This window comes from Mammaliicoccus sp. H-M34, assembly GCF_022386495.1.
GTDB lineage: Bacteria > Bacillota > Bacilli > Staphylococcales > Staphylococcaceae > Mammaliicoccus > Mammaliicoccus fleurettii.
The window spans coordinates 391,497-416,477 of record NZ_JAJNIK010000001.1 but is presented as its reverse complement, the minus strand read 5'-3'; the positions used below and the strand labels follow the sequence as shown (position 1 = coordinate 416,477).

Annotated in this window: 22 protein-coding genes; 16 read left to right on the top strand and 6 right to left on the bottom strand. The window is 30.0% G+C overall.

Annotated elements, in window-relative coordinates; genetic code table 11:
* Window positions 1-2 precede the first annotated feature (2 nt).
* The 4 genes from LQ608_RS02090 (at window position 3) to LQ608_RS02075 (ending at window position 5,579) form a co-directional block, all read left to right on the top strand.
* A complete protein-coding gene (locus LQ608_RS02090; RefSeq protein ID WP_239701513.1) occupies window positions 3-149 on the top strand; it encodes an SAS053 family DNA gyrase inhibitor in 147 nt (48 codons plus the stop codon).
* A 188-nt stretch (window positions 150-337) separates the two neighbouring features.
* Window positions 338-1,726, top strand: a complete 1,389-nt coding sequence (gene fumC / locus LQ608_RS02085; RefSeq protein WP_239749357.1) for a class II fumarate hydratase — start codon at window positions 338-340, stop codon at window positions 1,724-1,726.
* An 89-nt stretch (window positions 1,727-1,815) separates the two neighbouring features.
* Window positions 1,816-3,342: an exopolyphosphatase gene (gene ppx, locus LQ608_RS02080; protein WP_239749356.1), complete on the top strand. Its 1,527-nt coding sequence runs from the start codon at window positions 1,816-1,818 to the stop codon at window positions 3,340-3,342.
* A gap of 71 nt (window positions 3,343-3,413) precedes the next feature.
* Complete coding sequence (locus LQ608_RS02075; protein WP_239749354.1) at window positions 3,414-5,579, top strand: RNA degradosome polyphosphate kinase; 2,166 nt, start codon at window positions 3,414-3,416, stop codon at window positions 5,577-5,579.
* Window positions 5,580-5,642: 63 nt separating this feature from the next.
* Here LQ608_RS02075 and LQ608_RS02070 read toward each other — a convergent pair whose 3' ends face one another.
* Window positions 5,643-6,464, bottom strand: a complete 822-nt coding sequence (locus tag LQ608_RS02070; protein ID WP_078357630.1) for an RluA family pseudouridine synthase — start codon at window positions 6,462-6,464, stop codon at window positions 5,643-5,645.
* A gap of 104 nt (window positions 6,465-6,568) precedes the next feature.
* Here LQ608_RS02070 and LQ608_RS02065 point away from each other — a divergent pair, with 104 nt between their 5' ends.
* From LQ608_RS02065 to yhaM, 10 genes are all read left to right on the top strand, one after another.
* A complete protein-coding gene (locus tag LQ608_RS02065; RefSeq protein ID WP_078357629.1) occupies window positions 6,569-8,107 on the top strand; it encodes a bifunctional GNAT family N-acetyltransferase/carbon-nitrogen hydrolase family protein in 1,539 nt (512 codons plus the stop codon).
* Between the two features lie 17 nt (window positions 8,108-8,124).
* Window positions 8,125-9,234 carry a GAF domain-containing sensor histidine kinase gene (locus LQ608_RS02060; protein WP_239749353.1) on the top strand — a complete coding sequence of 370 codons (1,110 nt, stop codon included), beginning with the start codon at window positions 8,125-8,127 and terminating at the stop codon, window positions 9,232-9,234.
* A gap of 18 nt (window positions 9,235-9,252) precedes the next feature.
* On the top strand, window positions 9,253-9,882 hold the full coding sequence (locus LQ608_RS02055; RefSeq protein ID WP_239749352.1) for a LuxR C-terminal-related transcriptional regulator: 630 nt from the start codon (window positions 9,253-9,255) through the stop codon (window positions 9,880-9,882).
* 166 nt (window positions 9,883-10,048) lie between these two features.
* On the top strand, window positions 10,049-11,329 hold the full coding sequence (locus LQ608_RS02050) for a dicarboxylate/amino acid:cation symporter (protein ID WP_239749351.1): 1,281 nt from the start codon (window positions 10,049-10,051) through the stop codon (window positions 11,327-11,329).
* 159 nt (window positions 11,330-11,488) lie between these two features.
* Complete coding sequence (gene xdrA / locus LQ608_RS02045) at window positions 11,489-11,947, top strand: XRE family transcriptional regulator XdrA (RefSeq protein WP_078357625.1); 459 nt, start codon at window positions 11,489-11,491, stop codon at window positions 11,945-11,947.
* Between the two features lie 64 nt (window positions 11,948-12,011).
* A complete protein-coding gene (locus LQ608_RS02040) occupies window positions 12,012-13,142 on the top strand; it encodes a DUF445 domain-containing protein (RefSeq protein WP_239749350.1) in 1,131 nt (376 codons plus the stop codon).
* Between the two features lie 74 nt (window positions 13,143-13,216).
* A complete protein-coding gene (locus tag LQ608_RS02035) occupies window positions 13,217-13,585 on the top strand; it encodes a YlbF/YmcA family competence regulator (RefSeq protein ID WP_078357623.1) in 369 nt (122 codons plus the stop codon).
* A 218-nt stretch (window positions 13,586-13,803) separates the two neighbouring features.
* On the top strand, window positions 13,804-14,988 hold the full coding sequence (locus LQ608_RS02030; RefSeq protein WP_239749349.1) for a metallophosphoesterase family protein: 1,185 nt from the start codon (window positions 13,804-13,806) through the stop codon (window positions 14,986-14,988).
* 4 nt (window positions 14,989-14,992) lie between these two features.
* Window positions 14,993-17,926, top strand: a complete 2,934-nt coding sequence (locus tag LQ608_RS02025) for an ATP-binding protein (RefSeq protein ID WP_239749348.1) — start codon at window positions 14,993-14,995, stop codon at window positions 17,924-17,926.
* Window positions 17,923-18,864, top strand: a complete 942-nt coding sequence (yhaM, locus tag LQ608_RS02020; protein WP_239749347.1) for a 3'-5' exoribonuclease YhaM — start codon at window positions 17,923-17,925, stop codon at window positions 18,862-18,864. The genes LQ608_RS02025 and yhaM overlap by 4 nt, the downstream gene beginning before the upstream one ends.
* A gap of 844 nt (window positions 18,865-19,708) precedes the next feature.
* Here yhaM and LQ608_RS02015 read toward each other — a convergent pair.
* The 5 genes from LQ608_RS02015 to LQ608_RS01995 form a co-directional block, all read right to left on the bottom strand.
* The gene (locus LQ608_RS02015) at window positions 19,709-20,677 is read right to left on the bottom strand and encodes a peptidylprolyl isomerase (RefSeq protein ID WP_239749346.1); all 969 of its coding nucleotides are present in this window, start codon (window positions 20,675-20,677) and stop codon (window positions 19,709-19,711) included.
* A 71-nt stretch (window positions 20,678-20,748) separates the two neighbouring features.
* Window positions 20,749-21,312 carry a DUF3267 domain-containing protein gene (locus LQ608_RS02010; RefSeq protein WP_239749345.1) on the bottom strand — a complete coding sequence of 188 codons (564 nt, stop codon included), beginning with the start codon at window positions 21,310-21,312 and terminating at the stop codon, window positions 20,749-20,751.
* A gap of 38 nt (window positions 21,313-21,350) precedes the next feature.
* Window positions 21,351-21,896 carry an HTH-type transcriptional regulator Hpr gene (locus LQ608_RS02005; protein WP_078357617.1) on the bottom strand — a complete coding sequence of 182 codons (546 nt, stop codon included), beginning with the start codon at window positions 21,894-21,896 and terminating at the stop codon, window positions 21,351-21,353.
* Between the two features lie 96 nt (window positions 21,897-21,992).
* Entirely contained in the window at window positions 21,993-22,370 is a 378-nt protein-coding gene (locus tag LQ608_RS02000; protein WP_239749344.1) for a YtxH domain-containing protein, read from the bottom strand.
* 64 nt (window positions 22,371-22,434) lie between these two features.
* Entirely contained in the window at window positions 22,435-22,857 is a 423-nt protein-coding gene (locus LQ608_RS01995) for an HIT family protein (protein WP_239749342.1), read from the bottom strand.
* A gap of 127 nt (window positions 22,858-22,984) precedes the next feature.
* On the opposite strand from LQ608_RS01995, the gene LQ608_RS01990 reads away from it, so the two are divergent.
* Both LQ608_RS01990 and ecsB read left to right on the top strand, forming a co-directional pair.
* Window positions 22,985-23,722, top strand: a complete 738-nt coding sequence (locus LQ608_RS01990; protein ID WP_345773095.1) for an ABC transporter ATP-binding protein — start codon at window positions 22,985-22,987, stop codon at window positions 23,720-23,722.
* Window positions 23,715-24,935, top strand: coding sequence for an ABC transporter permease EcsB (ecsB, locus tag LQ608_RS01985; protein WP_239749340.1), 1,221 nt, complete (start codon window positions 23,715-23,717; stop codon window positions 24,933-24,935). The genes LQ608_RS01990 and ecsB overlap by 8 nt, the downstream gene beginning before the upstream one ends.
* Window positions 24,936-24,981: the final 46 nt, after the last annotated feature.

Below are 24,981 nucleotides of genomic sequence, written 5' to 3'. Positions count from 1 at the left end.
AGGTGAATATATTGAATAAACAGCCAGAAGAAGAAAATGAAATGGTTCAAGACTTAGAAGATGTAAAAGAACTAGGTAAAGAAATGGAACAAATTTCAGAACAAAATGATGAAGCATATGAAGAAAAGAAAGAAGCACAAGATTCATAAAATGCATTATATTTTATAGGGAGTGGGATGACGAAATCTTTTTTTAATAGAATAGATTTCGGTTCCACTCCTTTTTTTATGATAATTTAAATTATCTGACAACTGAGAGTTTAAATCATTGGCTGTATAAGATATAATAAAGATGAATAATGAGTGATGACTACAAGGAATAAAGGGGAGTAATTACAATGAGTTACAGAATTGAACATGATACATTTGGTGAAATTAAAGTCCCAAGCGATAAGTATTGGAAAGCGCAAACACAAAGAAGTAAACAAAATTTCCCAGTAGGAAAAGAACAAATGCCTATTGAAGTTATATATGGATTTGCTCACTTGAAAAGAGCAGCAACAATTTCAAACCATGAACTTGGTAAATTATCAGATGATAAAAAAGATGCAATTGTTTATGCAACAGATGAGATTTTAAAAGGAAACCTAGACGATCAGTTTCCATTAGTTGTATGGCAAACTGGTAGTGGTACTCAAAGTAACATGAATGTTAATGAAGTTGTAAGTTATGTAGCTAACGAATACTTAAAAGAAAAAGGTTCAGATGATAGTGTTCATCCAAATGATCATGTAAATATGTCTCAAAGTTCAAATGATACATATCCAACTGCAATGCACGTTGCTTTATATCATGAAATTGAATCTAAATTATTACCAGCTTTAAGTACGTTAAGAAATACTTTTAAAGATAAAGAAGAATCATTTAAAGATATCATCAAAATTGGTAGAACTCATCTACAAGATGCGACACCATTAACATTAGGACAAGAAGTTAGTGGTTGGAGATATATGTTGGATAAATGTGAATCACTACTAAATGAATCTAAAGGTCAATTATTGAACTTAGCAATCGGTGGTACCGCTGTTGGTACTGGTATAAATGCACATCCTGAATTTGGTGATAAAGTTGCTAAACAAATTGGTAAACAATTAGGTTATCCATTTGTATCTTCTGAAAACAAGTTCCATGCTTTAACTGCACATGATGAAGTAGTTTATGTGCATGGTGCATTGAAAGCATTAGCAAGTGATTTAATGAAAATTGCAAATGATGTTAGATGGTTAGCTTCAGGTCCAAGAGCTGGTTTAGCTGAAATTTCTATTCCTGAAAATGAACCAGGATCATCAATTATGCCAGGTAAAGTAAACCCAACTCAATGTGAAATGTTAACAATGGTTTCAGTACAAGTCCTTGGAAATGATTCAGCAGTAGGTATTGCTGCCTCACAAGGTAACTTTGAATTAAACGTATTTAAGCCAGTTATTTTGTATAATACATTACAATCAATTTATTTATTAACTGATGGTATCGAAACATTTAACAATAATTGTGCTGTTGGTATTGAACCTATCGAAGAAAATATTGATAAATATTTAAATCAATCTTTAATGTTAGTTACTGCTTTAAATCCACATATTGGATATGAAAATGCAGCAGCTATTGCAAAAAATGCTCATAAAAATGGACTAACTTTAAAAGAATCAGCCATTCAATCTGGTCATTTAACAGAAGAACAATTCGATGAATGGATTAAACCTGAAGATATGATAAGCTCTAAAAAATAGTAGCATCTGTAAGACATAAATATTAAGAACACAAAAAGGTGCTATGGCACCTTTTTGTGTATAAATATATAGATTCCTGGAGGAAATTTATGAAAAGAATAGGATTAATAGATATAGGTTCTAATACAATAAGACTTGTTATTTTTGAATATTCAGTAGAAACAGGATTAAATGAACTACAAAATATTAAAACACCTGCTCGTTTAAGTCAATTTTTAGATGAAGATAAAAATATGAACGAAGAAGGCATTAACGTTTTAGTAGAAACTTTAAATAGTTTTAAAAAAGTAGCTAAAAAATTTCATGTTGAAGAACTTGTCCCTGCAGCAACTGCAGCAGTTAGACAATCAAAAAATGTAGATCAAATAATTGAAAGCGTAAAATCCAAAACTAATCTTGATATCGAAATTATTCCAGAACAAGATGAAGCTTTTTATGGATTTTATGCAGCAACACATACACTAAATATTGAAAACGGTATAACTGTAGATATTGGTGGTGGTTCAACAGAGGTTACTTATTTTGAAAATAAGAAATTAAAAGAAGCGATTAGTTTTCCTTTTGGTGTTGTAACGTTAGAAAAAATGTTTTTCGTGGATAAAGATCACAATGATAAAAATGCGATAAAAAAGTGTGAGAAATTCGTTAAAGAACAATTTGAATCTGAAAAATGGATAAAAGATAAAAAAGTTCCAATTATTGGAATTGGTGGTTCAGCACGAAATAATGCACGTATTCATCAGTCTTTAAATAACTATCCTATTGCGGGGGTACATGGTTATGATATGACTAAAAAAGATTTAGAAGAAGTGTTTGATGAATTAAAAAAATCAGATAAAAGTGATTTAAAAGATTTAGATGGATTAAGTAGAGATCGTACAGATATTATTATTCCAAGTTCTATTGTATTTAACACGCTTTATGATATAACAGATGCAACTCGTTTCACTTTTTCTAGAAAAGGGTTACGTGAAGGTTTAGTTATGACAAGGTTGAAAGAAGATTTCCCTAAATCGTTTAATAAAGATAATGTGACTACAGATGCTTTAAAATATTTAGCAAATGAGTATAATATAAATCCTTCTAACGGTAAACAGCGTATGAGATTAGCAGAAGATTTACTTAATAAAGTGATAGAAATAACTGATTTTGAAGTTTCTAATGAAGATAGGAAATTGTTGAAAGAAGCGGCATATTTATACTATTTAGGTGCATTTATTGATGCGGATTCTAGTTCTCAACATACTTATTATATTATCGCAAATTCAAGTATTAATGGGTTCTCACATAGAGATAGAGTGAAATTAGCGCTTCTGGCAAGTTTTAAAAATAAATCATTACTTAAGTTTTATGTAAAAGAAACATCATGGTTTAAAGATAATGAAATTGAGCTCATTCAAAAGCTAGGTGGAATAATAAAATTCGCTAATGCATTAAATGTTTCAAATACTGATTGCATAGAAACTTTGGAGTTAATTGACAAGAAAAATGAATTTGACTTAATAGTGGATTATGTAACAGACCCAATTGCAGAAGAATATCAGTCAGAAAGACAGAAAAAACATATAGAAAAGTTACTACCAAAAAAACTTAATATAATATTTACACAAGGTTAACAATTTTGCGTTTTAATGAAACAGTGTCAGTTTTTAATGATGAATGGAAATAAGTAAAGGGTGAGATAATTATGGAAACGCAAACGAACGGGTTTTATTTAGACAATCCAGAGTACTATAATAATCGAGAGTTAAGTTGGCTTGACTTTAATTATCGTGTTCTTGAGGAAGCGATTGATCCGAACAATCCATTGCTTGAACAACTAAAATTTTTAGCAATTCATAGTTCTAACTTAGATGAATTTTTCATGGTCAGAGTAGCAGGTTTAAAAGACCAAGTGAAAATGAATTTTAATGAACCAGAGAATAAAGCACAATTAACGCCAAAAGAACAACTTACCGGTATAGAAAAGAAAAATAGAGAAAACGTGGAGCTTCAATATAAGAGATTTAATGAATTAAAGGATTTATTAAAAACTTATAATATATTTATTACACAACCAGAAAGACTGCCAGAAGATTTAATTGATCAACTGCACAATCAATTCAATACTGAAATATTACCAACGCTCTCACCATTAGGAATTGATGCTTATAGACCATTTCCTAAATTAAATAATAAAATGCTCAATTTATTTGTTGATATAAAATTAAATGATGGTGAAATAAAGTCAGCAATAGTACCTGTACCAACATTATTAGATAGAATTATTAAGTTGGAATATGATGGTAAAAAGTATATTGTATTTTTAGAAGATGTCATTTCTTTATTTATTGAACAATTATTTAATGGATTTGAAGTAATTAACACGTATACTTTTAGAGTGACGAGAAATGCTGATTTAACAATCCATGAAGATGGTGCGGAAGATTTATTAATAGAAATTGAAAAGTTTTTAAAAGAAAGAAAAAGTGGTGCAGCAGTAAGACTTGAAATAGATAGTAGACATATTGATACAGAAGTAAAAAGTATGTTTTTAATGAATGAGCTAGAGTTAACTAATAAAGATATATACAGAGTTAATGGGCCATTAGATTTAACTGTATTATTCTCTCTTGTAGGACGATTAGAAGAATTATTCCCTGAATTATTGTACAAACCATATAGACCACAATTACCTTCCTCTTTAAACAAAAATAATGTTTATGATTTAGCTTTAGAAAAAGATGTATTTTTCCATCACCCATATGAATCATTTGAACCAATTGTAGAATTTATTAAAGAAGCATCAGAAGACCCAAATACACTCGCTATTAAACAAACACTTTATAGGGTGAGCAGTGATTCAACAATCATTCAAGCATTGAAAAACGCTGCCGAGAACGGGAAACAAGTCACAGTATTAGTTGAATTAAAAGCTAGATTTGACGAAGAAAACAATGTTCAATGGGCAAAAATGTTAGAAGATGCAGGGTGTAATGTTATATATGGCATGACTTTCCTTAAAACACATAGCAAAATAACACTCGTAATCAAAAAAGTGGACGGAAAAGTTATACCATTCGTACACTTAGGTACAGGAAATTATAATGACAAAACAGCAAAAATATATACAGATATGGGTATCATTACTACAAATCCTAAAATAGGTGAAGATGCCATTAATTTCTTTAACTATTTAAGCGGTTACTCTTTGAAACCCGATTATAATGAATTAATAGTGGCACCATTTGAAATTCGTGATTTCTTTGTTGATCATATTGAACAAGAAATAGAATTACACAATGAGCATGGCAATGGACTCATTATAGCTAAGATGAATTCTTTAACTGATAAAAAAGTAATTAAAAAATTATATGAAGCGTCTCAAAGCGGTGTGAAAATCAAACTTATAATTAGGGGTATTTGTTGCTTGAAACCAGGTATTAAAGGGGTAAGTGAAAATATCGAAGTTATAAGTATAGTAGGTAGATTTTTAGAACATTCTAGAATATATTATTTTCACCATAATAGTGAAGAAAAGATGTACCTTTCCTCTGCGGATATGATGACAAGAAATATGATAAAGCGTGTTGAAATATTATTCCCTATACTTGATCCTAAAGTAGTAAATAGATTAAAAGATATTTTAAACTTACAATTAAATGATGGATTAAAAGGACGTATTCAAAATTCCGATGGTAATTATCAATACAATGATGCTGGTAATAAACACATGAACTCTCAAGAAATGTTGATGGATGAAGCATTATTAGCAGCTAAAGAAATGAGACAATCTCATATAAATATTGGACAGCCTGTAAGAAGTAGAAGAAGGAGTTTCATAAATAAATTTAAAGAAAGATTAAAACGATAAAGCTCAAAATATAAAGCCCTCCCAATCCTTGATAACTGAAGGATTGGGAGGGCTGTTTTTATATTAATCGTCTAAAGTAACTGAGATGAATTCATCTTTAAATGGATGTTCGAATTCTATTTTATAACTGTGTAATTTTAATTGTCTAAGTTTACTATTGTTATATAAAGGGTCACCTACGACTGGGTGTCCTATTTCTGCTAAATGTACACGGATTTGGTGTGTTCTACCAGTATCTAATTTCAACTCTACTTCAGCTGTATGTTCATCTAACATATGACTTTCTATAATATGTGTAATTGCTCGCTGACCAGTTGGTGATACACGTCTTTTATTTGGATGGAATTTATCCTTACCTATTGGCATATCTATCGATTGTGGCTTAAGTGGTAACAAACTATCGACTTGAGCTTTATATGTTCGAGTGATTTTTCTATCTTCTAACATATGATCTAATATTTTTTTAGCAATCGGATGCTTTGCTACTAATAATAAGCCGACTGTTTCTTGGTCTAACCTATGAACAGGCTCAGTATAATCTGAATCTAATGTATAAATCACATGATTCATAAGTGTGTTTGCTTCCTTTAAATCGTTTGGATGCGTCTTTACGCCTTTAGGTTTAACAACAATTGCTAGATATTCATCCTCATATTTAACTTCAGCCAATCGATAACTCGATACATACTGACTCGTTTCATTAAGAGTAGGAATGTAAAGTTTATCTCCTTCACTTAATTTATCTCTTAATGTGCTTGCTTGTTCATTTATCGTAATCTCTTTTGACATTCTCAAAAGGTGTAGTTCTTTTTTAGGAAGGTGTAAAGATTTGAACATTTCTTCAATTGTTTGACCTTCATGTTTTGATGGTATTGTTATTTGCATAGTGTCCTCCAGGAATATTTCTCTTAAAATCGGGAAAAATTATATTATAACTAAAAATAAGTTATAATTAGTATAACAAGAAAATTAGATAAGGAGTATCATTCATGTCAAAATCAATCGATAATAATGAATTTAATGTAAGTATTAATACAAGACAAATGACTTTTGAAGATATAGACGAAGTTATTGAACTACAATCTAAATGTTTCCCAGGAATGGAACCGTGGGAAAGAGCACATTTAGAAAGTCATTTAAAAATGTTCCCAAGAGGACAAGTAGTTGTTGAATTTGAAGGTGAAATTATAGGTTCATGTTCATCTCTTATAATAAATTTTGATGAATATGATGATAGACATACATGGGATAGTATTACGAATAACGGCTATATAACAAACCATAATGATCATGGTCATAATCTATATGGAATAGAAGTTATGGTTCATCCTGAGTATAGAGGAATGAAAGTTGGCGCAAGATTATATGAAGCAAGACGCGAAATTGCTTATGAACTAAATTTGAAAAGTATTATAATTGGTGGAAGAATTCCAAACTATCATGAATATAGTGATGAACTAACACCAAGAGAATATGTACAAGGCGTAATTAAACATAGAATTAAAGATCCAGTCTTAACATTTCAATTGATGAATGATTTTACTTTAATGCGAATTAATCCTAATTATTTAAATGATGATGTCAAAAGTATGAAATATGCTACTTTAATGGAATGGAATAATCCTGATTATATCGCACGTAGTAACGTTCATTTTAAAACAAGTGAACCAGTTAGAATATGTACAGTTAACTATATGATGAGAAAAATTAATTCTTTTGAAGAATTTGCTAATCAAATAGAATATTTCATAGACGTTGCTTATGATGCAGACAGCGACTTTATTGTGTTCCCCGAGCTTTTAACTACTCAATTAATGAGTTTCGATGAGCAAAGTAATCCTGCTGAATCTATTAGAAAATTAACGACTTATACATCTCAATATATAGAGATGTTCAATCAATTTGCTATGAAATACAATATAAATATAATTGGTGGTTCCCATTTCGTAGAAGAAGGAGAAGACATATATAATATTTCTTACTTATTCCGTCGTGATGGTTCTATTGAAAAACAATATAAAATTCATGTAACACCAAATGAAAGAAAATGGTGGGGTGTGTCACCTGGTAATGGTGTAGAAGTTTTTGATACGGATTGTGGAAAAATCGCAATACAAATTTGTTATGATAGCGAATTCCCAGAAATGGCACGAATAGCTACAGAAAAAGGAGCAAAAATAATATTTACACCATTTTCAACTGAAGATAGACAAAGTTATTTACGTGTAAAATATTGTTGCATGGCTAGAGCTATTGAGAACCAAATTTATACCGTAACTTCAGGAACTTGTGGTAACTTACCACAAACTGAAAATATGGACATACAATATAGTGCTTCGGCAATATATTCACCGTCTGATTATGGTTTTGCACGTGATGGCATAGTAGGAGAAACAGGTGAAAATCTAGAAATGGTAGCTATAGGTGAAATAGACTTAGAAGTATTAAGAAGAGGCAGAGAAAACGGAACAGTAAGACATCTTAGAGATAGAAGACATGATGTATATAATGTAACGCACAATCAATAATACTAAAGGTGATGTATATGGAGAAACCAACACGTACAAGTCTCTTAAAAGAAATAGCAGAATTTCTAAATGAAGAGACAGAAATGTACAGCATGATGCATGGAGCTCTCAAAAAATTAGTGAGTGGTAGTAATTTTCATACTGGCTGGATATTTTTTATTGATGAAGAGGGTAAACACGAGTTAGTTGCTGAAGAAGCCTTACCACCAGCACTAACACACAATAAATGCCAATATATGACTGAGGGTACGTGTTGGTGTGTTACTGCATATCAAAATAAAAAGTTAACTAAAGCTTCAAATATTATTTCATGTTCGAGAATTGTGAAAGCTACTAAAGAGCATCACGACAAAACTGATGGTATAACGCATCATGCAACGGTTCCTCTTAGGTCAGGTAATGAACAATTCGGATTATTGAATATTGCTACTCCTAATATGAAACGATATTCTGAAGAAGATTTAGAATTACTAGAATCAGTAGCATTTCAAATTGGTTCAGCTATAAAACGTATTTTTCTAACTGATCAAGAAAAAGAAGCAGCACGTATTAACGAAAGAAACAGGCTTGCTAGAGATTTACATGATTCGGTTAATCAGATGTTGTTTTCTTTAAAAATAACGGCTCATGCGGCTAAAGGATTAAACGATCAACAAGCAGCAAAGGAAGCTTTCCAAACTATAGAAGATACGAGTCAAAGTGCTGTTAATGAGATGAGAGCACTTATATGGCAATTAAAACCGATAGGCTTAGAACAAGGATTGATTGCAGCAATTAAGCAATATAGCCAATTTATTCATGTAGAACCAGAATTTGAAGTAGAAGGTTTAATAGACTTACCTAATACGATGGAAGAAAATATTTACCGTATTATTCAAGAATCATTGAATAATATTAATAAACACTCTGGACAAAAACGTGCAAAAATTTATTTAGAACAAAATAAATATGAATTTAAATCGCGTATAATAGATGAAGGAAGAGGCTTCGAAAATAATAAATTAGAAAATAACCTCTCACATGGTCTCAAAAATATGAAACAAAGAGTTCAATTTATGAAAGGACACATAGATATAAACTCTGAATTGAATAAAGGAACGGAAATCATTATATCTATTCCACTATAAATGTTAGGGGTATCACACATGAGTAATAAAATAATCTTAGTAGATGATCATCATATAGTAAGACAAGGTTTAAGGTTTTTATTAGATACTGTTCCAAACTTTGATATTCTAGCAGACTTTTCAAGTGGTGCATTATTATTAGATTACTTAGAGAATAATGAAAGCCCTGAAATAGTTCTATTAGATTTAGTGATGCCTGAAATGAATGGTATTGAAATAACTGAAATAGTGAAAAAGAAGTATCCAAATATCAAGATATTAGTTCTAACAAGTTTTTATGATGAAGAACATGTTATATCTGCACTTGATAAAGGAGCAGATGGATATGAAATTAAAGATGTAGAGCCTGAAGCGCTTATACAAACAATTAGATCTGTACTAAATGGAGAGAAAAAAATTCATCCTAAAGTACAGTCGATTATAACTGAAAGTTCTCAAAAACCACATAGAGAAAATAAATTATCGAAGAGAGAACTTGAAGTATTAGCCGAAATGGTCAAAGGAAAAACAAATAAAGAAATTGCAGAAACACTTTTTGTATCTGAAAAAACAATAAAAACTCATGTGAGTCATATACTAAACAAACTGAAAGTATCAGATAGAACACAAGCAGCAGTATATGCAATGGAACATCAATTGATAAATTAATATTTTTAATTTTATACGAGTAAGTATTGAAAAATTCAATACTTACTCGTATTTTATTATTGAATTAAAAATGATTTAAAAAATAAATTTACAAATTGAAAGCGCTTAAAGTATAATAAGCTACAAGGGAGAAATGATTTTATATTATATAGGGGGTAATTTGTAGATGAAGGTAACAAAAAATTTAACTTTAAAAATCGTAATAGCCTTAATACTCGGTATTGTTGTCGGGTCAATTTTTAATATGTATGCAGGCAGTGGATTTGTTCAAAATACTAATCAATATGTATTTAATGTATTAGGTCAAATATTTCTTAATTTAATCTTTATGCTTGTAGTACCAGTAGTATTTGTATCAATTGTACTTGGAGTAGTTGGCGTAGGTGATCCAAAGTTATTAGGTGGTATTGGCCTTAAGACTTTAATATTTTTCTTAACTACAACTGCATTAGCAATTATAATAGCTATGGCATTAGCCTTAGTATTTAAACCAGGTGATGGACATTCAGATTTATTGAATAGTCAAGAAGTAAAAAAATATGGTGAAGAGCAAAAAGCTAAGACAGGTGATGCGGCTGCACCAGAAAATCAATCATTTGATCAAACATTGATTAATCTGTTCCCTAAAAATCCAATGCAATCAATGGTAGAACAAGATATGCTTCCAATTATTACGTTTGCTATTTTTATTGGTATAGGAATGATTGCACTCGGTACGAAAGTTGAAGGTGTAAGGAAACTGTTTGAGCAAACTAACGATATACTCATGTATATCGTAACAATGATCATGAATTACTTTGCACCAATAGGAACATTTGGACTTGTTGCAACAGCTTTCACTAACGCTGGATTCGGAGCAATTAAGCAACTCGGAATGTACTTCTTTGTAGTGTTATTAGCATTAGCGGTTCACTTCTTTATAGTATATGGTGGCGCTGTTAAAATTCTAGGTGGTAAGAACCCGTTATGGTTCTTTAAAAAATTCTTCCCAGCAATGACTGTAGGATTTAGTTCATCTAGTTCAAATGCAACTTTACCGATATCATTAGAATGTACGAAAGATATGGGTGTAAGAAAAGAAATTAGTTCGTTTGTACAGCCATTAGGCGCAACAATTAATATGGATGGTACAGCAATTATGCAAGGTGTAGCCACTATCTTTATTGCTCAAGTATCTGGCATAGACTTAACTGTTATGCAAATGATCACTGTTGTTCTTATCGCAGTAATTGCTTCTATTGGAACAGCAGGTGTACCAGGAGTAGGTTTAGTAATGTTAGCTATGATATTAACATCAATTGGAATAAACCCAGCAGCAATAGGTATGATCATAGGTATAGATAGACTACTTGATATGACAAGAACAGCTGTAAATATTACAGGTGATGCAGCATGTGCACTAATTTTATCTGAAAGAGAAAAATCAAAGTTAGCTAAAGAATTATAATTTAACGTATTAAAGGGGTAAATTGATATTAAATTCAATTTACCTCTTTTATTTTGTTCTAAAATGTATTATGATGATACTTGTGCTGAAAAAAATCGTGTATTTTTGCAACATATTAAATCAATTAATAATATATATTAAGAAGAAAGGTAGATATAGATGGATAAACAAACATTTACAACGATAATCCAAACAAAATTCAAAATGGTTCGTATTGAGGCAGGCTACACTCAGGATACTATGGCGAATACAGTTGGATTATCTAAAAAGACTTTAGTACAAATTGAAAAAGAGAGAGTTCTACCAAACTGGACAACATGTGTTTCTATATGTGCTTTATTTAGAGATTCAGATGTTTTAAACACAACATTTGGCTGTGATCCATTAGAAGTTATTCAAATTATATCTCGTCATCATTGTGCATACCCTAACCATGACAACACGAGTGATATTTATTGGGTAACACTTGATGCTAAATCAGGATATATTTTACAATCAAACAAAAAAACAGATTTGTATAGAGTATTAAATGAAGAACGTCAACCTATCTTCGGAACTGCTAAGAAACGTGAAGCAGAAACATATTTCTTACGTAAGACACAATCATTATTTGTATAATATTTGTTAAAAGCTACTTCTTAGATTATTCTAAAGAAGTAGCTTTTTTAGAAGGAGAATTCCAATGTCAACAATTTTAACAATTATAAGCATGATGGTAATTGGTGCGATAATAGGTGGATTCACAAATTTTATTGCAATTAAAATGTTATTCCATCCTTACCACGAAAAAAGACTGTTTGGTTATAAATTGCCATTCACTCCAGGTTTAATACCGAAAAGAAGAAACGAATTATCAGAAAAAGTTGGAGAAATGGTTACAAAGCATCTTCTCACTCCAGAAGTATTTAAAGAGAAACTTGTTAATCCTAGTACACAACATGTTCTAGAAGATACCATTAAAGTTCAATTTGATACATTGAAAAAGAAAAAGTATACTATACAACACTTTGTAGATAGAATTGATTATCCGCTAGAAGAAAAAATTAATAATACGCTTAACACTACAATTCAACAAAAAGTTGATAAATATTATGAAACTCATAAAAATGAACAACTTCAAAGTCTGATACCAATTGAAATATTTGAACAACTTAGTCAACAAGTTAATCGTGTGACACCAGAAATTTTAACTAAAATTGATGAATATTTATCTTCTGAAAAAGGGGAGCAAGATATTCATTCGATGGTAGAAGAATTTTTTGAGCAAAAAGGAAAAATGGTCGGTATGATACAAATGTTTATGACGACCGAAGAGATAGTGGATAGAGTAAAGAAAGAACTTAAAAATGTCATCAAACAAGAAAAAATTGAAAAGATGATTGATTTACAAGTCCAAAAACAATATGAGAAGTGGATGTCTAAACCTTTAGAAGATGTGCTAACAAGTGAAAGGAAAGACAAAGCTAAATTATTAATTGCTGAAGAGTTAACTCATTCTATTAATGTTAACCGCTATTTAAATACACCTCTTTACGAGTTAGTACCAAATTTATTCGTTTATATGGAAGGTGAAGGTACTGAGAGATTTATTGAGTATATGATTCGTAAAGTAGGAGACAATATTAGTTTGATACTAGAACGAATGAAATTAGCCGAATTAATAAAAGGTCAAATTGACAGATTTGAATTATCTTACTTAGAAAAATTAGTTATCGAAATTTCTAATAAAGAATTAAAATTAATCACTTTACTTGGTTTTGTATTAGGTGGAATTATTGGATTATTACAAGGAATAATCGCTATTTTTGTATAAGAAGTAGAAGTGTGATACAGTATTATTGGAATTGATATTCTAATACATTTATTTAATATAGGAGCGAATTTATTATGGCAGAAGTAAACATTTACGACAAAGCAAATGAACTAGAACAAACTTTACGTGAAAGTGAAGAATATAACAAAATTAAAGAACAATATGAAAAAGTTAATGCAAATCCTGAAACTAAAAAATTATTCGATGAATTCCGTGAAATTCAATTAGAATTACAAACAAAACAAATGCAAGGCGAAGAAATTTCAGAAGTAGATATCGCTAGAGCTCAAAAATCTGCTCAAGAAATTGAACAAAATGAAACAATCGCTGAATTAATGCAAGCTGAACAAGCTATGAGTCAATTAATTCAAGATTTAAACCGTGTAATCATGAGACCATTAGAAGATATCTATGGTAGCCTTGAAGAAAACCAAGAAGGTTAATATATTATCTTTCTTGTGAACCTTATTAGATACAATCTTGTATCTAATAAGGTTTTTTTATTGTCGTAAGTCTGCTTTCTTGTTCGTCCAATGTATCGTATAGTCTTGGAATATGGTAAAATTAAAGCATTAAAAGTCTTTATAAAATCTGATTATTCTATTGTTTGAGCTTGAATAAAATAATTAAGAATGAGCTAAAATTGAAAGAGGTTAGGTATATGATTAAATTTATACATTGCGCGGATTTACACCTTGATAGTCCATTTAAGTCTAGACATTATTTAAGCCCTTCTATTTTAAACGACGTAAAACAAAGTGCATATAATAGCTTTACAAAAATTGTAGATGAAGCTATTAAAGAACAAGTAGATTTTGTTGTTATTGCAGGAGATTTATTTGATCAAGATAATAGAACGCTTAGAGCAGAAGTGTTTTTGAGAGAGCAGTTTATTAGACTAGAGCAGGAACAAATATTTGTATATATTATACATGGTAACCATGATCCATTATCTGTAGGTGTTCATACTATGTGGCCAGAGAATGTGACGGTGTTTACTGATAAAGTATCTACATATCAACTGATCACTAGAAATGGTCAAGTTGTTTATTTACACGGATTTAGTTATCAAAAAGATCAAAGTTATGAAAATAAAGTTGATGAATATCCTGAATCAACCGGTAATAAAGGTATACATATTGGTGTATTACATGGTACTTATTCGCAAGCTTCAGGCGTAAAGAAAAGATATACTGAATTTAATATTGAAGACTTAAATAGCAAGTTATACCATTATTGGGCATTAGGCCATATACATGAAAGAGCAATGATTAGTGAACTTTCTCAAATACATTATTCAGGTAATATACAAGCTCGTCACTTTAAAGAAAAAGGTGAAAAAGGATATTTGCTTGTTGAAGGTGATGAATCTAAATTACAGGCTACTTTTAAACCAACCCAGTACATACGTTTTGAAAAAGCAATAATAGAAACTAAAGCTCAAGGTAAACATGCTTTATATGAAGCAATTCAAAAATTCAAAGATAGCGTACGCACTGAAGGTAAAGCATTTTACCAATTAGATGTTTATGTTAAACACGATGAAGTACTTAAACAAGATGAAATCAATCAAGTGATACAGCTCATTCAAGAATATGAAGAAAATCAAACAAACTTTATTTTTATAGAACAACTGAATGTCTTTTTTGAACAAGATTCTGAAGTTGCATTAGCAAATGAATTTAACGATGATATTTTACAAGATGAAACAATTCTTGAAAATGCATTAAGTGATTTATATATGAACCCTAAAGCAAATCGTTTCTTAGATCCATACAGTGATGTAGATAAAGAAGCATTAATTGAACGTGGGGAAGCTATTTTAAAAAGAAGAATGAGAGGTTAAAGCGATGAAAATTAAATCCTTAGAAATTTATGGCTATGGCCAACTCATGTCTAGAAAAATTAAATTTGATCAAAGTTTTATGCAAATATATGGTGAGAACGAAGCAGGTAAGTCCACTATTCAAGCATTTATACATTCAATACTATTTGGTTTTCCAACAAAAAAAGAGAATGAGCCAAGATTAGAACCAAGACTTGGTAATCAGTATGGTGGTAAATTAGAACTTGAATTCGATGGACAAAAAGTAGAAGTAGAAAGAGTTAAAGGCCGTGTAACAGGTGACGTCAAAGTGTATCTTGCAAACGGTAAAATAAAAGACGAAGAATGGCTCAAACAAAAGATTAATTTTATAAATAAAAAAACATACCAAGGAATATTCTCATTTAATGTATTAGGGTTGCAAGATATTCATAAAAATTTAACTGAAGATCAACTTCAAATGTATTTATTGCAAGCTGGTGCTTTAGGATCAACTGAATTTACGGGTATGAGTGATTTGATGCAAAGTGAAAAAGAAGCGCTTTACAAAAAGAACGGTAAGAATCCTGTATTAAATGTTCAGTTAGAACAATTAAACGATTTAGAAATTAAAATTAAAAACGAAGAAAAGAAACTATCTGAATATGAAAGACTACAAGATGAAAGAGATAAAATATCTAGAAGACTTAATCAGTTAAAAGATAATCTTGGAAATCTTACAAATAGATTAACAAGTAAAGAAAAGGAAATATCTTTACATAATGAAGTTGTAGAATGGAAGAAACTAGAGAGTAATTTAAATATTGAACCTTATGAATTCCCTGAACAAGGTATTGAAAGATATGAATCTGCAGTTCGTTCTAATGAAAGTATTAAGCGAGACTTAACCTTAAGAAATGAAAAGCTTGCACAAGTAGTACATACATTAGATAACGTAAAAGTCATGTCTGAAAGAGATGAAAAAGCCTTAAATAGTATTAGACAACGTGAATCGGATATTAAAGAAAAACAGCAAGAATTAAAACAACTAAATAAACAAATTGATGATTCTGAAAGAGATAACGAGTTGTTACGCCAAGATATCGGCTGGAATGATGAATATTTAGATGTTGATACATCTGAAGCTATGAAGACACATATTGCAGAAGTGAATCGAATTAAAGAAGAAAATGTAGCAGAACGTGAGCAAATTAAACGTTCTATGAACCAACTTGATATTGAAAGAGAAAGATATAATAACAATATCGATAGACTACATAACGATTTAGTGTCTGATGAGAACTATGAACAAAAGAAAGTTTATAATCAAAAAGCTTTAGAACTAGGTGAGAAGAAGTCACTTTATAAAAAAATGGAAGAAAGTTTCATTAAGCAAAAAGAAGAAAGTGAAAAAAGAAGTAAGCAATATCGACTATTTTCAGTAATAGGCGGTTTATTATTAATCGCAATCGCAATATATGCATTCATTGCTTCTCAAGTTTTATTTAGTGGCATTTTCGCAATTGTAGGGATAATATTAGTCGTTTTATCATTCTTTATTAAATCAAAAGATTTAGACCATGACCAAGCTTTTTCTAAAGAAATTGACGAATTAGAGGAAAAAGTTAAACATCTAAAACAATTTTATGATTTAGATTTTAACTTAGATGAACAAACGAAGATCAGACAAGAATTGGAAGGTTATTATCAGTCACAAGAAATTTTATCTTCAAAGCAGTCTGAATTGAAGAAAGAATTAGAAAAAGTTGAAGCAATTATTGATAATAAAGAAAGTGCATTACAAGAAACTAAAGCTAGTATTCATGTTTCAAATCAACTATCATCTCAGTTGTTAAACGACGCATTAACAACAATTAAGAAAATTAAACAAAATAGATTAGAGATTAATCGATTAACTAAATTAAGAGATGAAAAGAATTCGGATCTTGAAGCGTTCTATCGTGAAGCAGAAAGTATTGTTAGTCATGCACGATTACACTACCAAAAGATTTCATTATTCCACGATGTAAAACAAGCATTAGATGAACATCAAAAAGAATTTAATATTCAATCAAGAAATGTTGAGCAACAAGCACTATTAACTAATGAAATTAATGCATTAAAAGAAAGATTGGACGAAAATAACAACGTCATAAATTCACTATTTAGTTACATTAATGTAGTCGATGAAGAAGCGTATTATCGTCATTATAAAGCATATATTTCTTATAATGAAGACATGGAGAGATTTGATTATTTAACAGCGTTACTAAATAATCAAAATTATGATTATGATAAAAACACTCAACTTAGTTATATGACTAAAACAGATTTAGAAAATGAAAGAAATCAATTAGAACTTCAAGTAGACGAATACAATGATAATTATTTAAATGTACAAGCTGAACTTAGTGATTTAAATGCTAAAATTAATCACATGGAAACTGATGAAACATTATCTGCATTAAGACATGAATATCATTTGCTTAAAGATAAAGTTAATGAAACTGCTAATGATTGGGCAGCGTTAAGTTATTTACAAAACTTAGTAGAAGCGCATATTAAGCAAATCAAAGATAAAAGATTACCTTATGTCGTAAAAGATGCAACAGATATCTTAAATACATTAACTGAAGGCAGATATACTCAAGTTATCTATGAAGAACAAAATGTTCAAGTAAGACATCAAAATGGTCAAGTATTCCATCCAACAGAGTTAAGTCAGTCTACAAAAGAATTGTTATACATTGCGCTTAGATTTAGCCTTATAAAATCATTGCATAAATATTATCCATTCCCAATAATAGTTGATGATGCATTTGTTCACTTTGATAAACACCGTAAAGAAATTATGATTAAATATTTAATGAGTATGTCAGAAGATATTCAAATACTTTACTTTACATGTAATAAAGATCAGAATGTACCTCAAAAGCAAACAATAACTCTGACAAAAATAGAAGGAGCTAAGAGTAAATGAGAACAATAGAAACATTAAAGCCAGGAGATCCAGTTGACCACTATTTCTTAATACATCGTGCAAATCAAGGAGTAACAGCCCAAGGAAAGCCTTATATGACACTTTACTTGAAAGATAAGAGTGGTGATATTGAAGCTAAAGTATGGACTGTAACAGCTGAAGATATTAAACTACTTGTACCGGAGACAATTGTAAGAGTTAAAGGCGACGTTATAGATTATCGTGGTCGTAAACAAATGAAAATAAATCAGTTTAGAGTAGCAGCAGAAGAAGATGGTGTAAAATTAGAAAACTTTTTAGAAGCTGCGCCATTAACAATAGATGAAATGTCAGAAGAAATTATGACATTTTTATTAGATATTGAAAATGCTAAACTACAAAGAATAACTCGTATATTACTTAAAAAATATCAAAAAGAATATTTCACATTCCCAGCAGCAAGTTCACATCATCATGACTTCGTTTCAGGATTAAGTTATCATGTTGTAACAATGTTGAGACAAGCAAAAGCATTGTGTGATATATATCCAATACTAAATAGAAGTTTATTATATAGTGGTATTATTTTACATGATTTAGGAAAAGTAAAAGAACTATCAGGTCCAGTCGCTACTACTTATACAGTAGAAGGTAATTTATTAGGTCATATCTCAATAGTAAGTGATGAAATATCACAAGTAGCTAAAGAGCATAATATAGAAGGCGAAGAAGTATTATTACTAAGACATTTAGTGTTAAGTCATCACGGTAAATTAGAATATGGATCACCAAAATTGCCAATGGTTAAAGAAGCGGAGATATTGCACTTTATCGATAATATTGATGCTAGAATGATGATGTTTGAAAAACACCTTAAAAAAGTAGATAAAGGTCAATTTACAGAACGAATCTTTGCATTAGAAAATAGACAATTTTATAAACCAGAATCTTTGGATTAATAATATTAGAGGCTGGAGCATATTTCCTAGCTCAAAATAAATAAGCATATCACTTAACTGATTTTTTAAAGTTTATAGTGATATGCTTATTTTTTATATCTTACGATTTTGTACGTGCATGCTTGCCAAGGGGTATGGCTCGAGCCAGTAGTCTCTCACACATACGATTCCCTCAGGCGTCCGCACATACAAAATCACTACCAATAAACTAGTTTTATAAAAATCTTACGATTTTGTTCGTGCATGCTTGCCTAGGTATGGTTCGAGCCAGTAGTCTCTCACACATACGATTCCCTCAGGCGTCAGCACTTACAAAATCACTACTAATAACTATTTTTATAAAATCTCACGATTTTGTTTGCGCATGCTTGCCTAGGGGTATGGCTCGAGCCAGTAGTCTCTCACACATACTATTCCCTCAGGCGTCCGCACTACAAAATCGTTGGGAATATCTATTTTTATATAGAAAACAGGTGTTTCTAAGAGTTAGTTAAATGATTCTCATTAAAATACTAGGACATTTATGTCAAAGACAATTAATCTTAAGTGTCTATATTTACATAAGTGGAGAAAAGTGTAAGCAAGGGTATCTGTATTCACACAAGTAGAGAGAAGTGTAAGCAAGGGTATCTATATTCAGACAAATGGAGAGAAGTGTAAGTATGGATATCTGTATTCACACAAATGGAGAGAAGTGTAAGTAAGGATATCTGTATTCACACAAGTCAGTAGAAGTGTAAGTAAGTTTGCCTATGTTAACACAAGTCAGTAGAAGTGTAAGCAAGAGAACCTATATTTATACACAAAAAAACCTCATTTCAATAATGAGGTTTTTTGTGTACTATTAGCTAGCAGACTGTTGTTGTGCTGCTTGCATTTGTTGTTGCTGTAATGCTTTTTCGTTTAAAATGTTATCTTCTATAGATTTCTTAATTTCTTTATCTTTGTAATCTACTTTGTATTCATCTAATAATTTTTTGTATGCATTAATGATAATTTTAGGATCTTTTTGAATTTTCAATTGACGATATTGTTCTTTAAGGCTCTCTTTTTCTTTTTTACTTGCTTCGCCTTTATCGGCTTTTATAATATGATAACCGTATTGAGATTTAACAACGTCTGATATTTCACCGTCTTTAAGTTTAAATAATGCTTTTTCAAATGCTTCGTCCATTTGACCTTTCATTACGAAACCAAGTGAACCGTTTTTAGATTTAGTACCTTCGTCTTGTGTTTCTTTTTTAGCAATTTTTTCGAAGTCATCTGGGTTTTTCTTGATTTGAGCTAGTATGTCATCAGCTTTTTTCTTAGCTGCTTTATCACTCATACCATCTTGTGAATCTTTTGATTTAACTTTTATTAAGATATGAGAACCTTTTTTAGTGTTTTTATCTATTTCTTTATCAGAAACTTTTACTGCATCATTGATGAATTCTTCTTGATATTTAGAAGTTTTTTGAGAATCTTTAAAGTCTTCTAAAGTTGCTCCAGGTTTTTCTTGTTGAAGTGCTTCTTCAAATTTTTTCTTACCACCATATTGCTCGATTTGTTTATCAACTTGTTTATCCAATTTCTTAGTATCAACTTTGTCATCATATTTATCTTTTAAGACTTTGTTAAGTACAATTTGGAATGCATTTTGGGCTACTTCATTATTACCCATTTTGTCTAAAACATCTTGTGAAGTAACATTACCAGCTTTAGATTCTACTAAAGTGTCTCCAGAGTTGTCTGAACCGTTACCACAAGCGCCTAAAGTTAATACTGATGCCGAAAGTGTTATAGGTAACACCATTTTTTTAATTGATTTCATTAATAGAACTCCTTTTGTAAGAATACAATGATAAATATAGCATATTTGGTAATTTAATTACAAAAATTTATCTATAATTGTTGCGTATCCAGTGAACGTTTTGTTAACAATTCAATTCCGTTCTTTCTTTCTTCAATATAAGTTCCTCTTTTTGTAAATAAAATAATTTTCAAATATAGTAAGTCAATGATGGATATACCAATATTTATAGACATTATAAAGAGAATGTAATGACCGTATTGAGGAATAATATTTATTAACACAAGTGATAGGGTAGTTAACGTAATCAAAGGACATACAAGTGCAAAGCAAAATACAATTTTGTTAACTGGTTGATCCACTCTAATATTATATAGTGGTAATGCACGTTTCGCCTTAGTCGTTTTATTCATTTTAAATGACTTACGATAATAAATGAGTACAATCAAATGCAATAATTTATGGATTGGATAAATTAAGCAAAGGACGAATAAGAATAAAATAAACTTATCGTCCTTTAATGGTTGAGTTTGTATATAATTAAATATTTCGTAAGTGACTATAAATGTTAAAAATGATACTAAAGCACTAATTAATACAATTCTCTGTAGTCCGTACCGAGAATGTATATTGATTGATTTAGAACAAACAAACATAAGATATGTCACCTTCTAAGTTATGATTTATCTTGATATTATGCATCATCCTCAGAGCGTTCGTCAAGTAGATATTTTCTTAATTGTTCATGATTTTGTTCTATATGATTTATGAAGTCGCTACCATATATTTGACCAACAATATATTTTACATCAGTAAACTCTGGCATATTATACATAACTTTTTCATAATCAGTTGCAATTTCGTATAATCTATTCGTATCATTTGTATAACTTACATATGTTTTTCTTAAAACTTCAAGCCCTTTGTCGGTTAATTCTAAATATGTCGTACGTTTATCGTGTTGGCTTTTTGGCATAGTTAAATAACCACGTTTTTCTAAATTCTTAGCAAAGTTGAAAACCGTGGAAACGTGCATCACGCCATATTTACTCACTTCAGAAATGGTTGCTTCATCCAAACTTCTTATAATGATAAGAATGTGATGCTCATTAATATTTAAATCAAATGGTTTGATCCACTGTTGCCAATCTTTTTCAATAGTCTTCCATAAAGCTTTAGATAATTGCGAAACTTTATGAGTGAATAACATTTTTTCTATCATGTCCCGTTCGTTCGTCATAGTTAAATCCCCCTTTGATAGTATAATAAAAGCATGATACTGATGTATCATGCTTACATATAACACTTTAATAATATAATAATTTTAACACGTTTTCTATTTTTTTAGAAATGGAAGTTTAGTATTTTGGATTTCTTTTTGGATTTCATTTCCACGATTGCTTATATTTTCAATGTTTTTCTGAATTTGTTCGATATTAGGGTTAATATCAGCTTTAAATTCATTTATCATTGTTTTTACTTCTTCACTTAAAGATTGAATAGCAATTTGGCTTTCATCTTTTGTTTTTAATACATAATTTTTAATCTCAACTGCATTGTCTTTAATTTCATTTAATTGGATTTTAGATCCATCAGTAGTTGATTTTAAATCTGTCTTTAATGCATCACCTGAACGATCTGTATTTAATATTGCTGTTGTAAAACCAGTAACTAGTCCTACACCAACACCAATAGCTAATCTTGAAAATTTCATAATAATCCTCCTTGATTTCTCTTACTTAAATATATACCCTATAAGCTTAAATATATGCAATGAATTATAATTGCTGTTGAATACTTTTTGCTATTTCTGCTTTTTTATCATCATCTATTCGGTCTTCATTTGTATTCCAAATATAACCGAAACCATCTATATCTTCTTTGTACCTCGGGATTAAATGGAAGTGAATATGAAAAACAGATTGAGAAGCATATTCTCCATTATTTTGAATGATATTTAAACCGTCTGGATTGAAAGCTTTTTTAATAGCGTTAGCGACAATAGGTAGTGCTTCTGCTATATGTTTCATCGTTTCAGGATCGGTTTCGTAAATATTAGGTGATGCTTTTTTGGGTATGAGAAGTGTGTGACCTTTAGAAACTTGAGATATATCTAGGAAGGCATATACATAATCATTTTCATAAATTTTGTAAGAAGGAATTTCTCCGTCGATAATTTTGCTGAATACTGTTTCTGACATAATATCATCTCCTATGTAAATATTAACTTTATTATATCATGCAAGCAGTATCATCTTACAGTAAAGATATTATTTAATGAATGTATCAATAGGAACATGCTACAATATACTTTGGAGGTGTATTCACGTGACAATTAAAGTGAACAATTTAACAGGTGGATATGGTAAAAAAGCAGTTATCCATGATATCTCATTCGAATGTAAACCAAATGAAGTTGTCGGATTAATAGGATTAAATGGTGCTGGGAAAAGTACAACTATTAAACATATATTAGGTTTATTAACACCACAACAAGGTGAGATGTCCATAAATAATATAGATATAAAAGAAGATATAGAAGTATATAGAAGAAATCTTACATATATACCTGAAAGTCCTGTTTTATATGATGAATTAACATTAGAAGAACATATATATATGACGGCAATGGCTTACGGGATAGATAAGGAAACAGCGCTTGAAAAAGCTATGCCTTTATTAAAAAGATTAAGACTTGAGAATGAATTAAAAGTATTTCCAATACATTTTTCAAAAGGTATGAAACAAAAAGTAATGATCGTGTGTGCGTTTCTAGTAGAACCAAAACAATATATTATAGATGAACCATTTTTAGGGCTAGATCCACTCGGTATTCAAACGATGTTAGATTTAATAGTAGAAAGACGGAATCAAGGTTCTTCAGTCTTGATGTCGACACATATACTCGCAACTGCTGAAAGATACTGTAATCGTTTTATTATATTGCATCAAGGTAAACTGATTGCTATGGGAAATTTAGATGAGTTAAGAAAAGAAACGGGTCTAACAAACGCAACATTGGACGACATTTATATACATTTAACGCAAGGTGACAATTATGAATGATGCTAAAAGTTTATTTAACATTAGACAAAAAGAAGAAGTTTTAGAGAAACTTAAATATAATAAATTTATTTTTAATGGTCATTTTTTAATCTTTATAACAATAATGCTTGGAGCATTTGCGTTAGGCTATAGTAATTGGCTAAAAGATATTCCACAAAATATAAATTATCATTTAATTATTTCTATTATGTTGTCTGTTTGTTCAATTTTTCCATTACGTACTTTGTTCCGAGAAGCTGATAAGTTATATTTATTACCATTTGAAAAACATTTATCAGTATATATAAAAAAAGCGATAACTTATAGCTATTTAAACAGACTTTATTTGCCGGTTGTTATTCTTGTGATAGGATTGCCGTTATTTTATAAATTAATGGTTAATGATTTTTATTTATACATCACACTTATAATTTTGAGCTTTATATTTCCGTTGTTTGGATTAGTTATAAAATGGTTTTGGTTAAAATACGGACTAGAAATGTGGAGTGTTAACATCGTTCTATTCATAATATACGCAAGTGGATATTACACAACATTGAAAGTAGGGTTGATGTCTAGTATATTGACCATCGTAATGTTAATTGCGTTAGTAATATTAATGGAGATAATGAATAGAGATACATTTTATCAATGGGAGACATTGATATCCATCGAGCATAATCATAAAATGAATTATTACAAATTCGTAAATATGTTTACTGATGTGAAAGTGTTAAATGAAAGAACAGTCAGAAGAAGGTATTTAGATATATTCTTAAAAGTACCAGCTTCAAAAAAATTCAACCAAGATTATATGTATAAATTTTTGTTTATAAGAAGTTTTGCAAGAGGTAAAGACGCATTCTTTATCGTTTTGAGATTTTTAATTATCGGGTTATTACTTATTTGGTGGATAGATCAATCGGTGATTTCTGCAATACTCGGAGCATTAATAATGTACTTACTCATCTTACAACTCTCTCAATTCTATAAACAACAAGCTTATGGATTGTGGCCACAAGTTTGGCCAGTAAGTGAACATCAAGTAATAAAGGGATATCATCAATTCTTAAATAATATGATGATAATACTTGCTGTCATTTTATCAATTATATATATTGTTAAATTCCCTACAGCAATTTACTTTGTTATTTTATTCTTTATAGTAGGTTGGTTAACAATCGATTCATCTATTAAAAAGATTAAAAAACATCAGGAATTACTAAGAGACTAATAATTAGAGGCTGAGACAAATTAATTAATTGTCTCAGCCTCTTTGT

Bases quoted from the DNA above. Each gene is read 5' to 3' on its own strand.
- xdrA (WP_078357625.1), top strand. From the start codon at position 11,489: ATGGATAAACAAACATTTACAACGATAATCCAAACAAAATTCAAAATG.
- yhaM (WP_239749347.1), top strand. From the start codon at position 17,923: ATGAGAACAATAGAAACATTAAAGCCAGGAGATCCAGTTGACCACTAT.
- LQ608_RS02075 (WP_239749354.1), top strand. From the start codon at position 3,414: ATGGAAACGCAAACGAACGGGTTTTATTTAGACAATCCAGAGTACTAT.
- fumC (WP_239749357.1), top strand. From the start codon at position 338: ATGAGTTACAGAATTGAACATGATACATTTGGTGAAATTAAAGTCCCA.
- LQ608_RS02040 (WP_239749350.1), top strand. From the start codon at position 12,012: ATGTCAACAATTTTAACAATTATAAGCATGATGGTAATTGGTGCGATA.
- LQ608_RS02015 (WP_239749346.1), bottom strand. From the start codon at position 20,677: ATGAAATCAATTAAAAAAATGGTGTTACCTATAACACTTTCGGCATCA.
- LQ608_RS02005 (WP_078357617.1), bottom strand. From the start codon at position 21,896: ATGACGAACGAACGGGACATGATAGAAAAAATGTTATTCACTCATAAA.
- ecsB (WP_239749340.1), top strand. From the start codon at position 23,715: ATGAATGATGCTAAAAGTTTATTTAACATTAGACAAAAAGAAGAAGTT.
- LQ608_RS01995 (WP_239749342.1), bottom strand. From the start codon at position 22,857: ATGTCAGAAACAGTATTCAGCAAAATTATCGACGGAGAAATTCCTTCT.
- LQ608_RS02055 (WP_239749352.1), top strand. From the start codon at position 9,253: ATGAGTAATAAAATAATCTTAGTAGATGATCATCATATAGTAAGACAA.
- LQ608_RS02065 (WP_078357629.1), top strand. From the start codon at position 6,569: ATGTCAAAATCAATCGATAATAATGAATTTAATGTAAGTATTAATACA.
- LQ608_RS02010 (WP_239749345.1), bottom strand. From the start codon at position 21,312: ATGTTTGTTTGTTCTAAATCAATCAATATACATTCTCGGTACGGACTA.
- LQ608_RS02025 (WP_239749348.1), top strand. From the start codon at position 14,993: ATGAAAATTAAATCCTTAGAAATTTATGGCTATGGCCAACTCATGTCT.
- LQ608_RS02030 (WP_239749349.1), top strand. From the start codon at position 13,804: ATGATTAAATTTATACATTGCGCGGATTTACACCTTGATAGTCCATTT.
- LQ608_RS02035 (WP_078357623.1), top strand. From the start codon at position 13,217: ATGGCAGAAGTAAACATTTACGACAAAGCAAATGAACTAGAACAAACT.
- LQ608_RS02060 (WP_239749353.1), top strand. From the start codon at position 8,125: ATGGAGAAACCAACACGTACAAGTCTCTTAAAAGAAATAGCAGAATTT.
- LQ608_RS02050 (WP_239749351.1), top strand. From the start codon at position 10,049: ATGAAGGTAACAAAAAATTTAACTTTAAAAATCGTAATAGCCTTAATA.
- LQ608_RS02070 (WP_078357630.1), bottom strand. From the start codon at position 6,464: ATGCAAATAACAATACCATCAAAACATGAAGGTCAAACAATTGAAGAA.
- LQ608_RS02000 (WP_239749344.1), bottom strand. From the start codon at position 22,370: ATGAAATTTTCAAGATTAGCTATTGGTGTTGGTGTAGGACTAGTTACT.
- ppx (WP_239749356.1), top strand. From the start codon at position 1,816: ATGAAAAGAATAGGATTAATAGATATAGGTTCTAATACAATAAGACTT.